At 64.4% G+C, this 22,518-nt stretch carries 15 protein-coding genes; 11 read left to right on the top strand and 4 right to left on the bottom strand.

Annotated features, from left to right (window positions below):
- The gene (locus AB7532_RS25400; protein WP_441237428.1) at positions 1-972 is read right to left on the bottom strand and encodes a tripartite tricarboxylate transporter substrate binding protein; all 972 of its coding nucleotides are present in this window, start codon (positions 970-972) and stop codon (positions 1-3) included.
- A gap of 234 nt (positions 973-1,206) precedes the next feature.
- Between AB7532_RS25400 and AB7532_RS25395 the strand changes: the two genes are divergently transcribed.
- Complete coding sequence (locus AB7532_RS25395; RefSeq protein WP_441237427.1) at positions 1,207-3,297, top strand: molybdopterin-dependent oxidoreductase; 2,091 nt, start codon at positions 1,207-1,209, stop codon at positions 3,295-3,297.
- Positions 3,298-3,422: 125 nt separating this feature from the next.
- Positions 3,423-4,205 (top strand): enoyl-CoA hydratase/isomerase family protein, encoded by a 783-nt coding sequence (locus AB7532_RS25390; RefSeq protein ID WP_441237426.1) that lies wholly within the window; start codon positions 3,423-3,425, stop codon positions 4,203-4,205.
- A 132-nt stretch (positions 4,206-4,337) separates the two neighbouring features.
- Here AB7532_RS25390 and AB7532_RS25385 read toward each other — a convergent pair whose 3' ends face one another.
- From AB7532_RS25385 to AB7532_RS25375, 3 genes are all read right to left on the bottom strand, one after another.
- Positions 4,338-4,766 (bottom strand): GlcG/HbpS family heme-binding protein, encoded by a 429-nt coding sequence (locus AB7532_RS25385; protein WP_441237425.1) that lies wholly within the window; start codon positions 4,764-4,766, stop codon positions 4,338-4,340.
- Positions 4,759-7,737, bottom strand: coding sequence for an FAD-binding and (Fe-S)-binding domain-containing protein (locus tag AB7532_RS25380; protein ID WP_441237424.1), 2,979 nt, complete (start codon positions 7,735-7,737; stop codon positions 4,759-4,761). Before AB7532_RS25380 ends, AB7532_RS25385 begins: the two co-directional genes overlap by 8 nt.
- Before the next feature lie 103 nt (positions 7,738-7,840).
- Positions 7,841-8,590 (bottom strand): GntR family transcriptional regulator, encoded by a 750-nt coding sequence (locus AB7532_RS25375; protein ID WP_441237423.1) that lies wholly within the window; start codon positions 8,588-8,590, stop codon positions 7,841-7,843.
- Positions 8,591-8,722: 132 nt separating this feature from the next.
- Here AB7532_RS25375 and AB7532_RS25370 point away from each other — a divergent pair, with 132 nt between their 5' ends.
- From AB7532_RS25370 to AB7532_RS25330, 9 genes are all read left to right on the top strand, one after another.
- Positions 8,723-9,925, top strand: coding sequence for a pyridoxal-phosphate-dependent aminotransferase family protein (locus AB7532_RS25370; RefSeq protein ID WP_441237422.1), 1,203 nt, complete (start codon positions 8,723-8,725; stop codon positions 9,923-9,925).
- A gap of 54 nt (positions 9,926-9,979) precedes the next feature.
- Positions 9,980-11,263 carry an MFS transporter gene (locus AB7532_RS25365; protein ID WP_441237421.1) on the top strand — a complete coding sequence of 428 codons (1,284 nt, stop codon included), beginning with the start codon at positions 9,980-9,982 and terminating at the stop codon, positions 11,261-11,263.
- Positions 11,264-11,377: 114 nt separating this feature from the next.
- The gene (locus AB7532_RS25360) at positions 11,378-12,577 is read left to right on the top strand and encodes a pyridoxal-phosphate-dependent aminotransferase family protein (RefSeq protein ID WP_441237420.1); all 1,200 of its coding nucleotides are present in this window, start codon (positions 11,378-11,380) and stop codon (positions 12,575-12,577) included.
- Between the two features lie 46 nt (positions 12,578-12,623).
- A complete protein-coding gene (locus AB7532_RS25355) occupies positions 12,624-13,421 on the top strand; it encodes an enoyl-CoA hydratase/isomerase family protein (protein WP_441237419.1) in 798 nt (265 codons plus the stop codon).
- 597 nt (positions 13,422-14,018) lie between these two features.
- The gene (locus tag AB7532_RS25350) at positions 14,019-17,933 is read left to right on the top strand and encodes a beta strand repeat-containing protein (protein ID WP_441237418.1); all 3,915 of its coding nucleotides are present in this window, start codon (positions 14,019-14,021) and stop codon (positions 17,931-17,933) included.
- Between the two features lie 222 nt (positions 17,934-18,155).
- Positions 18,156-19,130 carry a Bug family tripartite tricarboxylate transporter substrate binding protein gene (locus AB7532_RS25345; RefSeq protein WP_441237417.1) on the top strand — a complete coding sequence of 325 codons (975 nt, stop codon included), beginning with the start codon at positions 18,156-18,158 and terminating at the stop codon, positions 19,128-19,130.
- Positions 19,131-19,294: 164 nt separating this feature from the next.
- Positions 19,295-19,837: a tripartite tricarboxylate transporter TctB family protein gene (locus tag AB7532_RS25340; protein WP_441237416.1), complete on the top strand. Its 543-nt coding sequence runs from the start codon at positions 19,295-19,297 to the stop codon at positions 19,835-19,837.
- A gap of 11 nt (positions 19,838-19,848) precedes the next feature.
- The gene (locus AB7532_RS25335) at positions 19,849-21,366 is read left to right on the top strand and encodes a tripartite tricarboxylate transporter permease (RefSeq protein WP_441237415.1); all 1,518 of its coding nucleotides are present in this window, start codon (positions 19,849-19,851) and stop codon (positions 21,364-21,366) included.
- Positions 21,367-21,525: 159 nt separating this feature from the next.
- Positions 21,526-22,407 carry an outer membrane protein gene (locus tag AB7532_RS25330; RefSeq protein ID WP_441237414.1) on the top strand — a complete coding sequence of 294 codons (882 nt, stop codon included), beginning with the start codon at positions 21,526-21,528 and terminating at the stop codon, positions 22,405-22,407.
- Positions 22,408-22,518 lie beyond the last annotated feature (111 nt).

Here is a 22,518-nt window from a genome sequence, read left to right as displayed (position 1 = left end):
TCAGGACTTGTCGAATTTCTTGACGACATCGGCCCATTTTTCGATGTCGCCGCGCAGGAATGTGTCGAATTCGGCGGGCGTCATCGACATGGGCACGGCACCCTGCTCAGTCCAGAGCTTGATGATGTCGGGCCGCTTCACCATCGCGTTCACGGCGGCGTTGAGCTTGTCGATGACGGGTTTCGGCGTGCCGGCCGGCGCCATCAGCCCGAGCCAGATTGTCGCCTCATAGCCGGCTATACCGGCTTCGCCGGCCGTCGGAACGTTCTGCAGCACCGCGGAGCGCTGCTTGCCGGTGGTCGCCAGCGCGCGGACTTGGTTCTCGCCGATGTTCGGCGCCATCGCCGGCACGGCGTCGATCATCATCTGCACCTGCCCGCCGATCACGCCGCTCCGCGCTTCGCCGCTGTTGCGGTAGGGGACGTGGACGATGTCGATGCCCGCCATGGCTTTGAACAGCTCGCCCGCCATGTGATAGGGCGTGCCCTGGCCGGAGGAAGCGTAGTTCAGTTTGCCCGGCTGCGCCTTGGCGAGTGCGATGAACTCCTGCAACGATTTTGCCGGGACTTGCGGGTTCACCACGATGACGAGATCGGAATAGTTCACCGGCGCAATCGGCACGAGGTCGCGCATCAACTCGTACTTGCGCTTGTCCGGCGTCAGCAGCGATTCGTTCGCGGTCTGGGTGTTGGACATCATCAGCAGCGTGTAGCCGTCGGCCGGCGATTTCGCCGCCTCGACCGTGCCGATGACGCCGCCGGCGCCGGTGCGGTTCTCGATCACGAAAGGCTGGCCAAAGCTCTCCTGGAACACGTTGCCGATCAGCCGGGCCGCGACATCGGCCGGGCCGCCGGCACCGAAGGGGACCACGATCCGGACCGCGTGGTTGGGGTAATCCTGTGCCAACGAGGGGGTTGCGGCGCATGCGCCGAGCAGGCCGGCGGCCACTGCCAGCATAATTCGTCGGGCCATCACGCCTACCTCCCTGATGTCATTCTTGTTGGCCGGCACTGTAGCGGCAGGGGATGCGGACTGTCGACGCCTCACGATGCCGATCATGTCGGGAATAACGGGCGAATTCCGGTGTGGCGCGCCGTCTTCGCAGCCGCGGCAGGAACCGTCGCCGCGCGCGAATTGAGCAAATCGCATGGGCGTTGCCGGATAAATGCCCTCGGCTGGCAGGTATTTTGGTGTTACGAATTTGGCATGAACCAGCACGCCAAGATCGAAATCCGCCACTCGACCTGTCCGCACGATTGTCCGTCGGCCTGCGCCCTCGACATCGAGGTCGTCGAAGGCCGCAGCATCGGGCGCGTTCGCGGTTCGAAGAAGCAGACCTATACGGCCGGCGTCGTCTGCGCCAAGGTCGCCCGTTACGCCGAGCGCATCCATCATCCTGAGAGGGTGACATTTCCGATGCGCCGCACCGGACCCAAGGGCTCCGGCCAGTTCGCGCGGATCACCTGGGACGAGGCGCTCGATGAGATCGGGCATCGCTTCAACCAGGCCGAGCGTGAGTTCGGCGCGGAATCGATCTGGCCCTATTACTATGCCGGCACGATGGGGCTGGTGATGCGGGATGGCCTCAATCGCCTCACGCATGTGAAGAAATATTCGCGCTTCTACCAGACCATCTGCGCCAATGTCGGGCGCATCGGCTTTGCGATCGGCACCGGCAAGATCGCCGGCGCCGATCCGCGCGAGATGGCGCTCTCCGACCTCGTGGTGATCTGGGGCACCAATCCCGTCAACACCCAGGTCAACGTGATGACGCACGCCGCACGAGCCCGCAAGGAGCGCGGAGCCAGGATCGCGGCCGTGGACATCTACGACAACGACACCATGAAGCAGGCTGACATCAAGATCATCCTGCGGCCCGGCACCGACGGCGCGTTTGCCTGCGGCGTCATGCATGTGCTGTTCCGCGACGGCTATGCCGACCGCACCTATATGGACAAATACACCGACTTCACCGCCGAGCTCGAGGCACATCTGAAGACGCGCACGCCGGAATGGGCCTCTGCCATCTGCGGCGTGCCGGTGTCGGAGATCGAGGCCTTCGCGAAGGCGGTCGGCGAGACCAAGCGGACCTTCTTCCGGCTTGGCTACGGCTTCACCCGCTCGCGCAACGGCGCGACGCAGATGCATGCCGCGAACTGCATTCCTGCGGTAACCGGCGCCTGGCAATATGAGGGCGGCGGCGCCTTCTTCAACAACTACGCGCTGTGGCACTTCAACGAATCCATCATCGAAGGCCACGACGCGATCGACCCAAACACGCGCGCGCTCGACCAGTCGCAGATCGGCCGCATCCTCACCGGCGATTCCGAGGCCCTGCTCGGCAGGGGTCCGGTCAAGGCGATGCTGATCCAGAATACCAACCCGATGACGGTGGCGCCCGAGCAGGCGCTGGTCCGCCAGGGCTTTGCGCGTGAGGATCTGTTCGTCGCGGTGCACGAGCAGTTCATGACCGAGACGGCGCTGATGGCCGACATCGTACTGCCCGCGACCATGTTCATGGAGCATGACGATCTCTATTACGGCGGCGGCCATCAGCACATCTCAGTTGGGCCCAAGCTGATCGACCCGCCCGGCGAATGCCGCTCCAACCACGAGGTGATGCAGGCGCTGGCGCCGCGGCTCGGTGCGAAGCATCAGGGATTTGACATGTCACCGCGCGAATTGATCGACGCGACGCTGAAGCTCAGCAGTCATGGCGACATCGCCGGCCTCGAAGCCGATATCTGGCGCGATCTGCAACCGGACTTCCGCACCTCGCATTATCTCGACGGCTTTGCACATGCCGACAAAAAATTCCATTTTAAAGCCGATTGGGCGCATCCGCCATTCGGCCGGACCATGGGCGATTTCGACAAGATGCCATCGCTGCCGGACCATTGGGCGGTGATCGAGCATGCCGATCAGGTCCATCCGTTCCGGCTCGCGACCAGCCCGTCGCGCAGCTTCCTCAACACCACCTTCAACGAGACGCCGTCCTCGCAGGCACGCGAGGGCAAGGCGAGCGTGATGATTCATCCGTTGGACGCAGCCGCGCTCGACATCGCCGACGGTGACGCCGTGACGCTCGGCAACACCCGCGGCGAGACCTCGCTGATTGCCACGCTGTTCGACGGCGTGCGGCGCGGCGTGCTGATCGCGGAATCCGTGCATCCGAACAAGAACCATATCGGCGGCCGCGGCATCAACATGCTGACGGGAGCCGATACGATCGCGCCGATCGGTGGCGCCGCGTTCCACGACAACAAGGTCTGGATCAGGAAAGCGGCCTCGGCCTGACCGCTCTGCTTCGATCGCCTCGCTGATTTGTGTCGAGGCGCTAAAGCTGAGCCTCGCCGCAGATTGCCCTTGCACGCCGTGCCCGAGCTGCCGCAAATGGCTGCAAAACGGGAGCAAGCAAGGCCATGAGCGACACCACAGCCGTCATCACTGAGAAGCGCGGGCAGGCGTTCTGGATCACCATCAACCGGCCAGAGAAACGCAACGCGTTGAACGGCGACGTCATCGCCGGCATCACCAAAGGCTATCGTGACGCGCATGACGACAAGGACGTCCGCGTCATCGTGCTGACGGGGGCGGGCGACAAGGCGTTTTGCGCCGGTGCCGATTTGCAGAATTCCGGCGCGGCGTTCGCGATGGATCATTCCAGGCCGAATGTCGACTACGCCGATCTGTTGCGCCTGTCGCAGAACGCCACGAAGCCGGCAATTGCACGCGTCGGCGGCGTCTGCATGGCCGGCGGCATGGGACTGTTGTGCATGACCGACACGGCGGTTGCTGCCGATCACGTCATCTTCGGCCTGCCGGAGGTGAAGGTCGGGGTGTTTCCGATGCAGGTGCTGAGCTTGTTGCAGAGCATCGCGCCGCCGCGCCTGGTCAACGAATGGGCGTTGACCGGGGAGCCGTTCGATGCGAAGGCCGCGCAAGCTGCGGGCCTGCTCAACTACATCGTGCCCACGGCTGAGCTCGATGCCAAGGTCGACTGGCTGATCGGCCGCATCGTCGACAAATCCCCGACCGCGATCCGCCGTGGCAAATACGCCATGCGCGCCATCGCCTCGATGTCGTTCGATGAGAGCATTGCCTACACCGAAAGCCAGATCGCGCTGCTCGCGATGACCGAGGATGCGAAGGAGGGGCTGAAGGCGTTCGGCGAGAAGAGGAAGCCGGTGTGGACCGGGCGGTGAGGGTAAGTGCGTAGGGTGGGTTAGCGTCAGCGTAACCCACCGCTGTCTGTTTCCGCCGAGACAAGATGAGGTGGGTTACGCCCTGCAGGCCGCGCTTTGCGCGTCCGCAGCGCTAACCCACCCTACGGCATCTCAGCCCGCGTTGGCTTTCAGCCCCGCCGCCTGAATACCCGCCACCGCGCTGGCCTCGTCGTTGTCGGAGGTGTCGCCGGAGATGCCGACGGCGCCGAGCAAGGTCGTGCCGTCCATGATCAGCACGCCGCCGGGGACCGGCACCAGCGCACCTTTGGCAATCGTATTCACGGCGTCGATGAAATAGGCCTGCTCCTGCGCGCGCTGGAATAGGGCCCGCGAGCCCATGCCGAGGGCGAGTGCGCCATAGGCCTTGCCGTGCGCAATCTCGGCGCGCATCAGGCTGGTGCCGTCCTGGGCAGCTGCGATCTTGAGCACGCCGCGCGCGTCCAGGATGGTGACGACCAGTGGCTTCAGCTTGAGTTCGCCGGCCTTTGCCAAGGCGGCGTCGAGAATCTTGCGGGCGGTGTCGAGCGTGAGGTCAGCCATGGCTGGTTTCCTTTGTCGTGGGAGTGGTTGTGGATCGGGTCTGGGAGCGGTCGAGGCTCATCGCCAGCACGCGCGCGACGTGAAGCGCCTCGCGCTGGGTGCCGTCGTAAATCTGGTGCCGGCAGGAGGTGCCGTCGGCGACGACGAGCGTGTTCTGGTCCGCGCGCCGCACGGCCGGAAGCAGCGACAGCTCGGCCATTTCGATGGAGGCATCGTATGTGTCAGCGCCGTAGCCGAAGGCGCCGGCCATGCCGCAGCAGCTCGATTCGATGGTCTCGACCTTGAGGCCTGGGACCAAACGCAGCACCTGCTCGACCGGCTTGAACGCGCCGAAGGACTTTTGATGGCAATGGCCGTGGACGACGGCCTTGTCGGCCACATGACCCAACGGCAGTTGCAGCCGGCCGGCCTCGGCTTCGCGCACCAGAAACTCCTCGAAGGTCAGCGCATGGGCACCGACAGCCTTGGCGTCGTTGTCCTTGCGCAGCGAGGCGAGCTCGTCGCGCAGCGTCAGCAGACAGCTCGGCTCGAGGCCGACGATCGGCACGCCGCGCGCGGCGAAGGGTGCGAAAGCGGCGACGAGACGGTCGAGCTCGGTCTTGGCTTCATCGACGAGGCCGGCTGAGAGGAAGGTGCGGCCGCAGCACAGCGGCCGGCTGCCGCTCGCGGGCTTCGGCAGATGCACGCGATAGCCACCTGCCGCGAGCACGCGCAGCGCGGCCTCGAGATTTTCGCGCTCATAGATGCGATTGAAGGTGTCGGCGAAGAGAACGACTTCGCGGCCGGTCTCCGGACCGACGCTGTCCGTCGGCGGCACAAACACGTCGCTGCGGAAGGCGGGCAGGGCGCGCCGGGCGCTGATGCCGGCCAAACGCTCGAACAGCTTCCGCAGCAACGGGCTGCCGTTGCGCAAATTGGCGATCGGTGCGAAGCGCGCGGCAAGGCCGGCATAGCGCGGGAGGTAGCCGACCAGGCGATCGCGCAGCGTCAGGCCGTGCGAGGCCGCGCGCGCGGCCAGCACCTCGATCTTCATCTTGGCCATGTCGACGCCGGTCGGGCATTCATGGCGGCAGGCTTTGCAGGAGACGCAGAGCTTGAGCGTCTCCATCATCTCGTCGGAGGACAGCGCATCGGGGCCGAGCTGGCCGGAGATCGCGAGCCGCAAGCTGTTGGCGCGCCCGCGTGTGACATCCTTTTCGTTGCGCGTGGCGCGATAGGACGGGCACATCACGCCGCCCTCGAGCTTGCGGCACGCGCCGTTGTTGTTGCACATCTCGACCGCGCCCTGGAAACCGCCGCCGGCGCCGGGATAAGCCGACCAGTCGAGCTTTGTCTTCAACTCGCCGACGCGATAATCGGGCTTGAAGCGGAACAGCGAGCGGTCGTCCATTTTGGGCGCATCGACGATCTTGCCGGGGTTGAGCGTGCCGTCGGGATCGAAGCGGTGCTTCACCTCCCTGAAGTCCGCGACGAGGCGCTCGCCAAACATGGTCTCGTGAAATTCCGAGCGCACCAGGCCGTCGCCATGCTCGCCGGAATGCGAGCCCTTGTATTCGCGCACCAGCGCGAAGGCTTCCTCGGCGATGGCGCGCATCGCCTTGACGTCCTTCTCCAGCTTCAAATTCAGCACGGGGCGGACGTGCAAGCAGCCCTCGGAGGCGTGCGCATACATCGTGCCGCTGGTGCCGTGCTTGGCAAACACCTCGCCCAGCCGCGCAGTGTAGTCCGCGAGATGCGGCAGCGGCACGGCGCAGTCCTCGACGAAGGAGACCGGCTTACCCTCCTGCTTCATCGACATCATGACATTGAGGCCGGCGGCGCGGAAATCGGCGATGCCGCTCTGGAGCGCGGGCTCGGTGATCTCCACCACGCCGCCCCATTTGCGCGTCTCGTTGCTCCAGCCGAAGCCGAGATCACCCATCAGCTCGCCGAGCTGCTTCAAGCGCACGAAATTATCCGCCTGGTCTTCCTTGGCGAACTCGACCACCAGCACGGCATCCGGATCGCCTTTGATCGCAGCGTTGATGATGGGCTTGAACATCGCGATGTCGCGGCCGAGCGCGAGCATGGTGCGATCCACCAGCTCGACCGCGATCGGCTTCAACTTGACGAGATGCTGGGCCGCATCCATTGCCTCGTAGAAGCTGCCGAAATGGCAGATGCCGAGCGCCTTGTTGCGGATCACCGGCCACAGTTTCAACTCGACTTTGGTGGTGAAGGCGAGCGTGCCTTCGGAGCCGACGAGCAGATGCGCCATGTTGTTGCGCGCATTGCGCGGCGTCAGCGCATCGAGATTGTAGCCGCCGACCCGGCGCTGCACCTTTGGAAAGCGCGCCGCGATCTCGTCGGCCTCACGGGCGCCGAGATCCAGCATGTCGCGGAACAGGGCGCGCGCGCTCTCGTTCGCATCGAGATCGGAGAGATCGCGCGAGACCTCGCCGTAACGGCCCAGCGTGCCGTCGGCCAGCGAGGCCTCCATCGACAGCGTGTTGTCGCGCATGGTGCCGTAGCGAAGCGAGCGGCCGCCGCAGGAATTGTTGCCGGCCATGCCGCCGATGGTGGCCCGCGAGGCCGTGGAGACGTCGACCGGAAACCACAGGCCGTGTTTCTTGAGCTGGCGGTTGAGGTCGTCGAGCACGATGCCGGGCTCGACCACGCAGGTGCGGCCCTCGACGTCGAGCGACAGGACCTTGTTGAGGTGCTTCGAGAGATCGACGACGAGCCCGTCATTGACGGTCTGGCCGCATTGCGAGGTGCCGCCGCCGCGCGGGGTGACCTTCACGCCCTCGTCGCGGGCCATCGCCAGCGCCCGCAGGGCCTCGTCCATGGTCCTGGGCACGACCACGCCTGATGGCATGATCTGGTAGAACGAGGCGTCGGTGGCGTAGCGGCCCCGGCTGAAGCCGTCGAACAGGACGTCGCCGGTCATGTCCGCGCGCAGGCGCCGTTCGAGCGAGGAGGCGTTTGTCATCCCTGATCCCGGACTGACCCAGCGAGGCTCAGCTTCACTGAGTTATTCATTATTATCCACGACCGATTATATTATGAATTCAAAATGAGCAAACCGGGCGCTGTCAAGGCGCGGTCGGCGCCGGGTCTTGAGGCTCGGTCAGGTGCTCGATGGCTGCGGCCCGCTTATTGCGCAGGTGCTGGAACAGGATGTCGCTGAGCTCGCTGGCGGCGCGACGGCGCAGGGCATCGAGGATGGCTTCGTGCTCGCGCATCGCTTCCGCCCAGCGCTGCCGCTTGCGGGCGAAATTGGCCGAGTAGCGGACGCGGCGGATCCTGCCTGCGAAGTTGGCATAGGCGGTCTTCAGCGTCTCGTTGCGCGCGGCCGCGACGATGCTCTCGTGGATGCGCTGGTTGGTCTGGAAGTAACCATGCATGTCGCGATGCAGATAGTGACCATACATCTCGTAATGCATTTGCTCGATTGCGGTGATTTCCTCGTCCGTAATAGCCTCGCAGGCAAGGCGCCCCGCAAGGCTCTCCAGTCCCGCCATCACGTCGAACAGTTCTTCAAGGTCGCGCTGGCTGAGCTGGCGGACCCGCGCGCCGCGGTTGGGCAGCAGCTCGATCAGGCCCTCGGCGGCGAGTACTTTCAAGGCCTCGCGCAACGGCGTGCGCGAGATGCCGAGCATCTCGCAGAGCTGTCGTTCGGGCACGCGCGCGCCGTCGGGAATGTTGCCCTCGACCACATAGTCGCGCAGCCGCAGCAGGATCTCGCCGTGAAGCGAGGCCTCGTGACGGTTTTCCTGGTGATCGCCGCCATTCGCGGCGGGCGGGGCAATGGGAACCCCGGTATCGGGAATCGTGGATTTCATTTGCAGCACAATAGTTTGCCCGATTGGTCGCGTCGACGCCCACAATCGAATACCAAATTCTGATTGAATATACAAAAAATGAATGCAAAATTATCTCCAGAGTCGGCCAGAACCCGCCGCCAGGAGGTTTTCATGCATCAGGGACGCCATTTCCTTCAAATTCCGGGCCCGAGCCCGGTCCCCGAGCGCGTGCTGCGCGCCATGAACATGCCCGTGATCGACCACCGCAGCGCGGAGTTCGGCGAGCTCGGCCGGGCCGTGCTCGAAGGCAGCCAGAAGATTTTCCAGACCAAGGGTCCGGTCATCATCTTCCCCTCGTCGGGGACCGGCGCCTGGGAAGCCGCGATCGTCAACACGCTGTCGCCGGGCGACAAGGTGCTGATGGTCGAGACCGGCCACTTCGCCACCCTGTGGCGCCAGATGGCCGGGCGCTTCGGCATCGAGGTCGATTTCGTCCCCGGCGACTGGCGCCGCGGCGCCGACCCGGCCGCGATCGAGGCGAGGCTCACCGAGGACAAGGCGCGCGCGATCAAGGCCGTGATGGTCGTGCATAACGAGACCTCGACCGGCGCCACCAGCCGCATCGCCGAGATCCGCGCCGCGATCGACCGCGCTTCGCATCCGGCTCTGCTGATGGTCGACACCATCTCCTCGCTCGGCTCGGTCGACTACCGCCACGACGAGTGGAGGGTCGATGTCAGCGTCAGCTGCTCGCAGAAGGGCTTCATGCTGCCGCCCGGCCTCGGCTTCAACGCGATCTCGGAGAAGGCGCTGGCTGCCGCGAAGACCAACAGGATGCCGCGCTCCTATTTCGACTGGGAAGAGATGCTCAAGCCCAACGCCAACGGCTTCTTCCCATACACGCCGGCGACCAATCTGCTCTACGGCCTGCGCGAGGCCATCGCGATGCTGCTCGAAGAGGGGCTCGACAACGTCTTCGCGCGGCATCAGCGGCTGGCTGCCGCAACGCGTGCCGCCGTCAATCATTGGGGCCTCGAGATCCTTTGCCAGGAGCCGGCCGAGTTCTCTCCCGTGCTGACCGCAGTGTTGATGCCGCCGGGCCATGATGCCGATCAATTCCGGAAAGTCGTGCTCGAGAACTACAACATGTCGCTCGGCTCCGGGCTCTCGAAGGTCGCCGGAAAGGTCTTCCGCATCGGCCATCTCGGCGAATGCAACGCGCTGACGCTGCTGGGCGCGCTCACCGGCGTGGAGATGGGGCTGTCGGTCGCCGGCGTTCCGTATCGTGCCGGCGGCGTCGATGCCGCGATGAAGCTGCTGGAGCAGCGCCCGCAGGGCAATGCGTCGCCGCATCTGAAAGTGGTCGGCACCTAGATCGCGCAGGGCACGCGCAAGGCCAATCATAAAAAGCAATCGGGGAGGGTGGAGATGGGTGTCAGGTTCAAGGCCACGCATGTCGTGCTGGCGATGCTCTGCGCGATGTATTTCATCACCTATGTCGACCGGGTGAACATCGGTACCGCCGCGAGCGAGATCCAGAAGGAGCTCGGTCTGTCCAACACCCAGCTCGGTCTCGTCTTCTCCGCCTTCGCCTATCCCTATCTCTTGTTCCAGGTGATCGGCGGCTGGGTCGGCGATCGCTTCGGACCGCGCAAGACGCTGTTCTGGTGCGGCATGATCTGGGCGGCTGCGACCATCTCGACGGGCTTCGTCAACGGCCTCGCGGCGCTGTTCGTCGCGCGCTTTGCGCTCGGCTTCGGCGAGGGCGCGACGTTCCCGACCGCAACGCGCGCGATGCAATACTGGACGCCGGCGAACCGCCGCGGCTTCGCGCAAGGACTCACGCATTCCTTCGCCCGCCTCGGCAATGCCGTGACACCGCCGATGGTCGCGCTGCTGATCCTGTGGCTGACCTGGCGCGGCGCATTCGTGGTGCTCGGCTTCGTCAGCCTCATCTGGGGCGTGATCTGGGTCTGGTATTTCCGTAACGAGCCGAAGGAGCATGCTTCGATCACCGAAGCCGAGCTTGCGACACTGCCGACGCGCCCGACCGGCGAGCGGCCCAGCGTGCCCTGGGGACCGTTGCTCCGGCGCATGTGGCCGGTGACGCTGACCTATTTCTGCTACGGCTGGTGCCTGTGGCTGTACCTGAACTGGCTGCCGCTGTTCTTCAAGAACAACTACGGTCTCGACATCAAGAACTCGGCCCTGTTCGCCTCCGGCGTCTTCTTCGCCGGCGTGGTCGGCGACAGCGTCGGCGGCGTGCTGTCGGACAAGATCCTCGACCGCACCGGCAATGTCCGCCTGGCACGGCTGAGCGTCACCGTTGCGGGATTTACGGGCGCGCTGCTCTCGCTGTTCCCGATCCTGTTCGTCCACGACATCACCATCGTCGCGTTGTGCCTGTCGGCCGGCTTCTTCTGCGCCGAGCTCGTGATCGGCCCGATGTGGTCGATCCCCATGGACATCGCCCCGAAATACTCAGGCACCGCCTCGGGACTCATGAACACCGGCTCGGCCTTCGCGGCGATCGTGTCGCCGCTCGTTGCCGGCTTCGTGATCGACGCCACCGGCAACTGGTACCTGCCGTTCCTGATGTCGATGGGGCTGTTGCTGGTCGGCGGCCTGTCCGCTTTCCTGATGCATCCCGAGCGCCCGTTCACGGAGGTGGAGGGGGGCCTCCCTTCGGGCCAGGTCGTGCCCGCGGAGTAGGAGCACGAGGGCTGCCGCCTTTGCATGGGAAGCGCCTTTAGGAGAGGGGACAAGCCGGTCAAATGGTGCTATTCGGCGGCCATCAAAATCAAGGCTAGACCGGGAAGGACGCCGATGACCGTGCATACTGGAAGGCATTTCCTACAGATTCCAGGACCGACCAATGTGCCCGACCGGGTGCTGCGGGCGATGGACATGCCGACGCTGGACCATCGCGGTCCGGAGTTCGCCGAGCTCGGTTTCGCGGTCCTGGCCTCGATGCAGCGTGTGTTCCGCACCAAACAGCCCGTGATCATCTTCCCCTCGTCCGGCACCGGCGCCTGGGAAGCGGCGATGGTCAACGTGTTCGCGCCCGGCGACAAGGTGCTGATGTGCGAGACCGGCCAGTTCGCCGTGCTGTGGCGCGGCATCGCCGAAAAATTCAAGATCGACGTCGACTTCATCCCGAGCGACTGGCGCCATGGCGCCGACCTGGCCGAGATGGAGAAGCGCCTGAGCGCCGACAAGCAGCACGCGATCAAGGCGGTCTGCGTCGTCCACAACGAGACCTCGACCGGCTGCGTGACGTCGCCGCTCGACGTGCGAAAGCTGCTCGACCGCGTCAAGCATCCGGCGCTGCTGATGGTCGACACCATCTCCGGCCTCGGCTCGATGGAGTACGAGCATGACGCCTGGGGCGTCGACGTCTCGGTCGCCGGCTCCCAGAAGGGGCTGATGCTGCCGCCGGGCCTCAGCTTCAACGCCGTCTCGGAAAAGGCGCTCAGCGTTGCGAAGGCCAATCCCGGCATGCGCTCTTATTGGGACTGGCAGGAGGTCATCAGCTTCAACAAGCTCGGCACCTTCCCCTACACGCCCGCGACCAATCTGCTCTACGGCCTGCGCGAAGCGGTCAAGATGCTTGAAGAGGAGGGGCTGGAGAACGTCTGGACCCGCCACAAGCGCCACAGCGCGGCGACGCGTGCCGCGGCCAAGGTCTGGGGCCTCGAGACGCAGTGCATCGATCCCGCCGCGCATTCGCCGGCGCTGACCGGCGTGCGCGTGCCCGACGGACACGACGCCGATGCCTTCCGCAAGGTGGTGCTGGAAAACTTCGACATGTCGCTCGGCACCGGCCTGAACAAGGTCAAGGGCAAGGTGTTCCGCATCGGCCATATCGGTCATTTCAACGATCTGATGCTGATGGGCACGCTCGCCGGCGTCGAGATGGGCCTGGATCTCGCAAAGATCCCGCACCGGAGCGGCGGCGTGCTGGCGGCCATGGACGTCCTGAAGGGACGCGACGCGGTGCCGATGACCAAGGCCCAGGTGGCTTAAGGCTCAGGTGGCCTGAACTACTCTAGAAAAGTGAAGTGAGCGCGCGATGAACGCACCGACGACGACCAACGAAGATCTGCTCTACTCCGTCACGGACGGCATCGCGCGGATCACCTTTAACCGCCCGCAGGCGCGCAACGCCATGACCTTCGCCATGTATGATCGCATGGCGGAGATCTGCCAGGAGATCAACGCCGACCGCTCGATCAAGGCGCTGATCCTCACCGGCGCCGGCGACAAGGCATTCGCCTCCGGCACCGACATCTCGCAATTCCGCGCCTTCAAGACGCCGCAGGATGCGCTCGACTATGAGGCGCGCATCGACCGAGTGCTCGGCACGCTCGAACTGTGCCGCGTGCCCGTGATCGCCGCGATCGCGGGCGCCTGCACCGGCGGCGGCGCCGGCATTGCGGCCTGCTGCGACCTCCGCATCGGGACTGAGACGACGCGGATGGGTTTCCCGATCGCGCGGACGCTCGGCAACTGCCTGTCGATGTCCAACGTCAGCCGCATCGTCGCGCTGGTCGGTCCGGCCCGCACCAAGGATATGATATTCAAGGCACGGCTCGTCGAAGCGCAGGAAGCGCTGTCGCTCGGCCTGCTCAACGAAATCGTGCCCGACGTCGAGACGCTGCAGCGCCGCGCGGACGAAACCGCAAGGCTCGTCGCCAGCCATGCCCCGCTGACGTTGGAGACGATCAAGGAAGCCGTCCGCCGCATTCGTCCCACGCTGTCGCGCGAACAGGGCGAGGACCTGATCCTCAAGGCCTATATGAGCGAGGATTTCCGCGAGGGAATGGACGCCTTCCTCAACAAGCGCACGCCGAACTGGAAGGGCAAGTAGCGCGGATCCTTTGCCTTTTGCGCCGCTTCGGATACGGCGCAAAAGGCGGAAGCGATTGCTGACGTCAATCGTCAGCCGTTCGTTGCCATCTCGATTGTCACAAATTTCTCAAACGGTTCCGGCCTCCGGAACCGCGATTGCGGCTATGCACGCCTGCGCGTTTACGTTGACGGGGCCGCGAGCTCAGGCATAAGATCGCGAGGGTTGCATGATGCCGTCTCGCATTTTTTGAGCCGACAGGCCGGCAAGTGATTTTGAGTGCAGTCGAATTGAGTGATGTGAATTTGCGTGAAGTGTTCTCCAGGGCCGTGCCGCAACCTGATGTCATTGAACTGAAATTGAACTGTAGAAGTAGCGACGTAGTTTTTCACGACGCGAGCCGCGCCAGAATTTCATTGCTGCTGACCATCCCGACGCCAGGCACGACCTCGCGAACAAGCCAGAGCTCCTGAACCAAAACCCTTAAGCCAACGCCCCCAATTCTAGGCCTTTGCTTCAAGACCGTTTGAGTCTCGTCTGATTTCTCAGACCGATTAGTCACGTCGCCGCGTCCTCATGCGGCGGCGCCTTCATGGCAACGCAGGCAGGGATTTTTCCATGACCAATCACACGCCGGTTTTCACCTCGTCATCCGCCACGGGCAGCTTCACCGAATTCGCCAACCTCAACGATTCGACCACGCTGCGCACGCTGTCGGGAACGATGAGTTTCAAGGACAGCGACAAGACCGACAGCCATACGACGACCGCGACGCTGCATTCCGCGGTGGTCTCCGGCGGAACGGTGGTCCCTGCGGCGTCGCTCGCGCATTTCCAGGCCGCGATGCACTCGCAGATCCTGAGCGATTCAAACGGCAACGGCCAGCTCAAATGGAGCTTCAGCGACCAGGACCAGGATTTCGATTTCCTCGCCAAGAACCAGACGCTGGTCCTGACCTATGACGTCAAGGTCTCCGACAACCACGGCGGCTACGCCATCCAGACCGTCAAGATCACGGTCACCGGCACCGACGACAAGCCGGTCATCAACATGACGACGGCCGCGACCGTCACCGAGCAGACCAACCAGACGCTGTCGCTCACGCCCGACACGGTTCACGTCGCGCTCAACTTCACCGACGACGACCTCGCCAACACCGGGCACACCGCGACCGTGATCGGCGTGTCCGCCGCCGGAGCCACCGCGGGCCTGCTGCCGGGTCCGTGGGGCCAGGCCGAACTGATGTCGTTCTACCACGTCGACAACGTCATCAAGACGTCGGGATCCTCGACCGGCACCATCAACACCACCTTCGCCGCGCCCGATCTGGCCTTCGACTATCTCGCGGCGGGTCAGCATCTCGACATCACCTACACAGTACAGCTCGACGACCATGCCGGCGGAATCTCGACCCAGACCGTCATGGTGACGGTGGTCGGCACCAACGACAAGCCGATCTACCTGTCGTGCCCGGAATCGGCCGCGCTTGTCGAGGATCAGAACCTGGACTCCTCCGGCAACCTCCACGCCAACGACAGCCTGCTCTTCACCGATATCGACCTTGCCGACGCTCATACCGTCTCGACGACGGTCACGGCGACCCGCTCGGGCGGCGGTGCGATCCCGTTGACGAACGCGCAATTGCTCGCTGCGTTCGGTACATCGCTCCAGGATTCGACCGGCCATCTGATCGGCGAGGTCGACTGGAATTTCGCGCTGGCGAACGCGTCGACCAATTTCCTCAATGGCGGCGAGACGCTCAAGCTCGTCTATCACGTTGCGGTCGACGACGGTCACGGCGGCTCCACCACGCAGGACGTCACCATCACCATCCTGGGCACCAATCATCCGGTCGTGATCACGAGCGGTCCGGAGTCCTCGACGGTCGCCGAGCAGGACGCCACCACGGGTTCATCGGTACCCGATACAACGCCGACGACCCCGGCCGGCACGCTCGCCTTCACCGACCCAGACACCAGCGACACGCACACTGTGACGGTCACGCTGGCTTCGAGTTCCGGACCGACGCCGTCCGCCGCGACGCAGGCCGATCTCGCCAATGCTGTGACGACGGTGCTGCACGATTCCACAGGCACGGGCACCGGCAGCATCGACTGGAATTTTGCGATTCCTGACAAGGACCTCGACTACCTCGCCGCCAACGAAACGCTGACGGTGAACTACAACGTCAAGGTCGCCGACGGCTCGACCAACGCGACGCAGACCGTCTCCGTCGTCATCACCGGTGCCAATGACGCGGTGGCGATGACCGGCGGACCGGGTTCGGCGTCGCTGTCGGAGCAAGCCGGCGTGACGGGATCGAGCGCGATGGACACGACGAGCCCGCTGCCGACGGGATCGCTGAGCTTCGACGACGTCGACCTGTCGGACGTTCACTCCGTCAGCGTCGTGCTGAACTCCGCGGTGTGGTCGTTCGATCCGAATTTCGTGCCGTCGGATACGCTGGCGGACCTCCAGAGCGCGCTCACCACCGCCCTGCACGATTCGACCGGAACGGGCGTCGGCAGCATCGACTGGACCTTCTCGATCAGGGACGGCGATCTGGACTTCCTCAGCCCCGGCGAGACGCTCACGGTGCAATATGACGTCGTCGTCGCTGACGGCAGCACGACCTCGACCCAGACGGTGACGGTCACGATCAACGGCGCCTCGGATCCGCTGCTGATTACCCCGGTCACGGTGGAGACGTCCGACACCGCAGTGCCCGATGCCGGCAACGTGCTTGCCAGTGGCGCGATCTCCGACGTGAGCCATCCAATCGACCTGTCGACGCCGCGCATCGTTTCGGAGGTGAATGGCAGCGCCGCGAATGTCGGCATGATGGTCGCCGGCGCCCACGGCTCACTGCTGCTCAATTCGGACGGCAGCTATGCTTATTACGCCGACGCTTCGGTCGATCCGCTCCAGGCCGGCGACAATGTCAGCGATATCTTCAACTTCACCGTTGACGACGGCCAGGGCCATCAGGCGACGACGACGTTGACCTTCAACGTCGCGGGCGCCAACGACTATCCCATCATCACGGCGGCCAATGCCAGCGGATCGGTCACCGAGGATGCTGGTCCCGCCTCGATCGTCAACGGCGATTTCGAGAGCGGAAACCTTTCCGGCTGGTCGACTTCCGGGACGCACATACACGTCCAGCAATATGAGTTCGGCGGCAGCTTCGGCCATTATTCGGTGCAGCTTGCTCCGACCGACTTCGACGAGACGCTGTCCCAGGTGATCGCGACCACGCCCGGCCAGCACTATTTCCTCAGCTTCGACCTGGTCGGCGATCCCGAACAGGCCAGCACGCCGTTCTCCGTGATCTGGGATGGCGTCACGCTGATGTCGACCGGCGTCACGCCGGGCATTCATCATTACGCGTTCGACGTGACCGGCGATCCCCTGCTGTCCACCTCGACGCTGCAATTCACGTACAACAACTTCACGAACGGCATGATCCTCGACTCCGTGAACGTCAGTCCGGCGACGGGGCCGGCGACCGAGTCAACTTCGGGCTCGTTCTCGTTCTCCGATGCCGAGACGGCCGATACGCACACGGTCAGCTTCGTGCCCGCAGACAGCAACTATGTCGGCACGTTCTCGCTCGATCCGGTCAGCGAATCCGGCGGGGCGGGTTCGGTCGGCTGGCATTTCACGGTGAACAATTCCGACATCCAGTTCCTGGCGCAGGGCCAGACCCTGACCCAGGATTATTTCGTGACGGTCGACGACGGTCACGGCGGCACGGTCATTCAGGACGTCACCGTCACGATCGACGGCACCAACGATGCGCCGACTGCGGTGGGCGAGACGGTGGTGACCGACGCCGGTGCCGGCGGCTCGGTCGCCATTGCCGCCTGGGCCTTGGCACTGAACGACACCGACCCCGACACGGCGGATGGCCACTCGCTCGGCGCGGTCACGTCGAGCTCCGGCGGCAGCGCCGGGGCCGCCTTCGGCTTTGCCTTCTTCACCGATGATGCAACGGCCGGCGGCTCGTTCGACTACACCGCCTCCGACGGGATGACCACATCTTCCAACACCGCAACCGCGACCGTGATCAACAACGCCGCCAGCGCCTCGGTGCTGAACGGGACCAGTGGCGACGACATCATCGTCGCCACCAACGGGACCGAGGCGTTGAATGGCGGAGGCGGCAATGATGTCCTGATCGGGACGGCTTCCGGCCATGTCATGACCGGCGGCAGCGGCAACGATGTGTTCGCGTTCCTCCAGCCGCCGACCGCACCGGGCCAGATCATGGACTTCAACAACACCACCGAGCATGACCGCATCGCCATCTCCGCCAGCAGTTTTGGCGGCGGCCTGGTGTCCGGCATGGACGTGACGTCGATCTTCGAGACCTCGGCCGACAATACCTTCTCGGGCGCGGCCGAATTCCACTTCGATACGGGCAACCAGACGCTCTATTTCAGCGCGGACGGCACCCAAGGCTCGTCAGTCGCGGTCGTCGTGGTCCAGGCCGGGGCGGTGATCAACCCGCATGACATCCTGCTGGTCTAGTCAGCCGGCGCATTGCTTTTTCGAAATGGCGCGGGTCCCGCAAGGGGCCCGCGCTTTTTTGCGGGCAGGTCGTGCTTGCAATCGGTCTCATTCCAAAGTCATAAGCGGGGCGGCGCCGGCCGGCTTGAACTGGGCGGCATTCGCCCGCACAATGCGGTCCGCTCGACTTCGCGAATTGCCAATCCGAACAAGAATATAGGGAAGATGCGCGTGGGACATGGAATGAAGGCCGCGATCACCCTGGCGGCAGCATTTTGCGTGACGCCGGCCTTTGCCGGCTGGGAACCGGCCAAACCGGTCGAAATCGTGGTTGCGGCCGGCGCGGGCGGCGCCTCCGACCAGATGGCGCGGATGATGCAGGCTGCGATCCAGAAGAACAATCTGATGAAGCAGCCGATCGTCGTCTCGCTCAAGGGCGGCGCGTCGGGCGCGGAAGCGCTGATGTACATGAAGTCCAGCGAGGGCGATCCGAACAAGGTGCTGATCGCCTATTCGCTGATCTACATGCTGCCGCTGTCGGCCAAGATCCCGTTCAACTGGCGTGAGCTCACCCCGGTCTCGGTGATCGCGCTCGACCAGTTCGTGTTGTGGGACAACAGCGCCGGTCCCAAGACGGTGAAGGAATTCGTCGCGGCCGCGAAGGCGGCGAGCGCGCCGTTCAAGATGGGCGGCACCGGCTCCAAGCGCGAGGATCACGTGCTGACTGTCTTCCTCGAGCAGAAGACCGGCGCGAAATTCTCCTATCTGCCCTACAAGTCCGGCGGCGAGGCCGCGACCCAGCTGGTCGGCAATCACACCGAATCCAACGTCAACAACCCGAGCGAAAATCTCGAAGTCTGGCGCGCCGGCCAGGTGCGCCCGCTCTGCGTGTTCGACAAGGAGCGCATCTCCTACACCAGCAAGGTGACGGACACCCAGTCCTGGGCCGACATCCCGACCTGCAAGGAGGAGGGGGTCGACGTCCAGTACCTGATGCTGCGCGCGATGTTCCTGCCCGGCAAGGTCACGCCGGAGCAGCAGGCGTTCTATGTCGATCTGTTTCACAAGGTGACGCAGACCACGGAATACAAGGACTACATGGAAAAGCAGGCGTTGAAGCCGATCTTCCTCACGGGCAAGGACATGGTGCAATTCCTCGAGGAGGACGACGCCACCAACAAGGCGCTGATGACGGAAGCCGGATTCGTCGCGAAGTAGGATGCTCTACTCCCTCGCCCCGTTCTTACGGGGAGAGGGTTGGGGTGAGGGGCTCTCTCCGCGAGTCCAATGCTCGCCGTCCCTGCGGAGACTCCCCCTCACACCAACCCTCTCCCCGCAAGTGGGGCGAGGGAGGATTGACAGCACTCCGTCCCTGACAAAGCATGTCCCAAACCGATCTTGAAATCGTCGTCGACGATCCGACCGCGCCTGAAGACGACTCGCCCTCCGTCGTCTCCTCCGGCACGATCGAGATTGTCGTCTGTCTCCTCCTGCTCGCGCTGGCGGCAACGCTCGGCTACGACAATTGGCGCACCGGTGCCTCCTGGGATTCGACCGGGCCCGAGCCCGGTTATTTCCCGTTCTATCTCTCCATCATTCTCGGCGGCGGCAGCCTCTACGGCCTGGTCGTTGCGCTGGTCGCACACCGCAAGGCGGCCGAGACCTTCGTCACCCGTGCGCAGGCCCGTCGCGTCATGGCCGTGTTCGTGCCGACGCTGCTGTTCTGCCTGGTGATGCAGTTCCTTGGCCTCTACGTCGCGAGCTTCCTCCTGATCTCGGGCTTCATGCGCCTGGTCGGCAAGATCGCGCTGTGGAAGTCGCTGCTCACTGCCTTCCTGTTCACGGCGATCATGTTCGTCACCTTCGACGTCGCCTTCGACGTCATCATGCCGAAGGGGCCGCTCGAAGCGGCCTTCGGCCGCTAGGCGGACCTGCGATGGAAGCTCTCGGTCTCTTGCTTCACGGCTTCGCCGTCCTGCTGACGTGGAAGACGCTCGTGCTGATGATGATCGGGCTGGTGCTCGGCATCTTCGTCGGCGTGCTGCCCGGGCTCGGTGGCCCCAACGGCGTTGCGATCCTGCTGCCGCTGACCTTCACGATGGACCCGACCTCGGCGATCGTGATGCTGTCCTGCATCTATTGGGGTGCGCTGTTCGGCGGCGCGATCACCTCGATCCTGTTCAACATCCCGGGCGAAGCCTGGTCGGTCGCGACCACCTTCGACGGCTATCCGATGGCGCAGCAGGGCAGGGCGGCGGAGGCGCTGACTGCAGCGTTCACCTCCTCCTTCATCGGCTCGCTGGTCGCGGTGCTGCTGATCACCTTCCTCGCGCCGATGATCTCGTCCTTTGCGCTGAAGTTCGGCCCGCCGGAGTTCTTCGCGGTCTATCTCTTGACCTTCTGCTCCTTCGTCGGCCTCGGCCGCGAGGCCAAGCACAAGACAGTCATCTCGATGTCGCTGGGGCTGCTGCTCGCGGGCGTCGGCATGGATACCGTATCCGGCAATCTGCGCATGACCTTCGGCTCGGCCGAGCTGTTGCGCGGCATCAACTTCCTGGTCGCCGTCATCGGCCTGTTCGGCATCAGCGAGATCCTGCTGACGATGGAGGAGCGGCTGGCGCTGCGCGGGCACGCCGCCAGCATTTCGCTCCGCGTCGTGCTCGGCGTCTGGAAGGATCTGCCGAAATACTGGATGACGCTGCTGCGCTCCTCCTTCATCGGCTGCTGGCTCGGCATCACGCCGGGCGGCGCGATTGCGGCCTCCTTCATGGGCTACAATCTCGCCAAGCGCTTTTCGAAGGAACCCGAGAGTTTCGGCAAGGGCCGCATCGAGGGCGTGTTCGCGCCTGAGACGGCCGCGCATGCCTCCGGCACGGCGGCACTGCTGCCGATGCTGGCGCTCGGCATTCCCGGCTCCGGCACGGCGGCGATCCTGCTCGGCGGGTTGATGGTGTGGGGGCTCAATCCGGGTCCGCTGCTGTTCGTCGAGCACAAGGACTTCGTCTGGGGCCTGATCGCCTCGATGTATCTCGGCAACGTCGTCGGCCTCGTGCTGGTGCTGACGACGGTGCCGATCTTCGCCTCGATCCTGCGCGTGCCGTTCGCCGCGGTGGCGCCGATGATCGTGGTGTCCTGCGCGATCGGCGCGTACGCGATCCAGAATGCGATGTTCGACATCTGGCTGATGCTGGGCTTCGGCGTCGTCGGCTACGTCTTCAAGAAGATCGGCATTCCGCTGGCGCCGTTCACGCTGGCGCTCGTGCTCGGCAACCGCGCCGAGGATGCCTTCCGCCTGTCGATGATCGGCTCCGGCGGCAAGCTCGGGGTGTTCTGGTCGAACGGGCTGGTCGGCTCGATCACAACCCTGGCTATTGTGCTGCTGTTCTGGCCGCTGATCGACTACCTGCTCGCCCGCGTCGGATTGACACAGGGGACTAAGGCGACATCGCGTTAAACCCGAATAATTCGTTGAATCAATGATCTAAAGGGATGATGTCGCCGTAGTCCGCAAGGCACACGCCACGATTGTTACCGGTTGTTGCTGACCCGGCACAGCCCCTGAGCGCCCCCCGGCGTATGTTTTGATCACAAAATCGTGCAGAGGGGGTTCTCCATGAAGCGGATCGTGATTGGGATGGCGGCGGCGATGTCGTTGTTCGCGACTGGCGCTCTGGCGGCCGATATGGCCCCGCGCCCCTACGTCAAGGCACCTGTCATGGTCGATCCGGTCTGGAGCTGGACCGGCTTCTATGTCGGCGGCAATGGCGGTTATAGCTGGGGCCGTTCGCGCAGCGACGTCTCCTTCTTCAACTCGGCAACCGGCGCGCCGATCGCGCCTCCGGCCGGCTCCATCACCAACGCCTCGTTCGACATGAACGGCGCCATCGCGGGCGGGCAGGCCGGCTACAACTGGCAGAGCGCCAACTGGGTGTACGGCATCGAGGGCGATCTGCAATGGTCGGATGAGAAGGGCCGCGCCGGATATAGCTGCGTCGGCACTGCCGCCGCGCCGGTCGCCGGACCCTGTCTTCCCGGCTTTACATTCCTTCCGCCCGGCGGTCTGGCCGGCACGACTTTGACGGTCGACCAGCATCTCCAGTGGTTCGGCACGGTTCGTGGCCGCATCGGCATCCTGGCGACCCCGAAGGTGCTGTTCTACGGCACCGGCGGTGTGGCCTTCGGTGAGATCAAGACCACCGGCACCATGTCGAGCTTCAGCATTGTCGCGCCCTTCGGTCCGATCTCGTCGATCGCCTCGAACTCCACGACACGCGTCGGCTGGACCGCAGGCGCGGGTGTCGAAGGCAAGATCACCCAAAACTGGAGCGCCAAGCTCGAGTACCTGTACATGGATCTCGGCCGCTTCTCGTCTGGTCCGTTCACCTTGTCGCCGACTTTGCCGATCAGCGCCAACGTCTCGTCGCGCTTCACGGACCACATCCTGCGCGTCGGTATCAACTATCAATTCGCTGGCCCGGTGGTCGCGAAGTACTGAATCAACAAAGGCGTCAACAAGAAGCAAAGCCCGGCCTCGCGCCGGGCTTTGTCGTTCTTGAGCGCAATTCTCGATCGTCCGCATCGCGCGCGCATGGTTCGCGCGCGCGGG

It is taken from the genome of Bradyrhizobium sp. 930_D9_N1_4 (genome assembly GCF_052076015.1).
In the GTDB taxonomy this organism is placed as follows: Bacteria; Pseudomonadota; Alphaproteobacteria; order Rhizobiales; family Xanthobacteraceae; genus Bradyrhizobium.
This window is presented reverse-complemented; position numbering and strand designations above follow the sequence as displayed.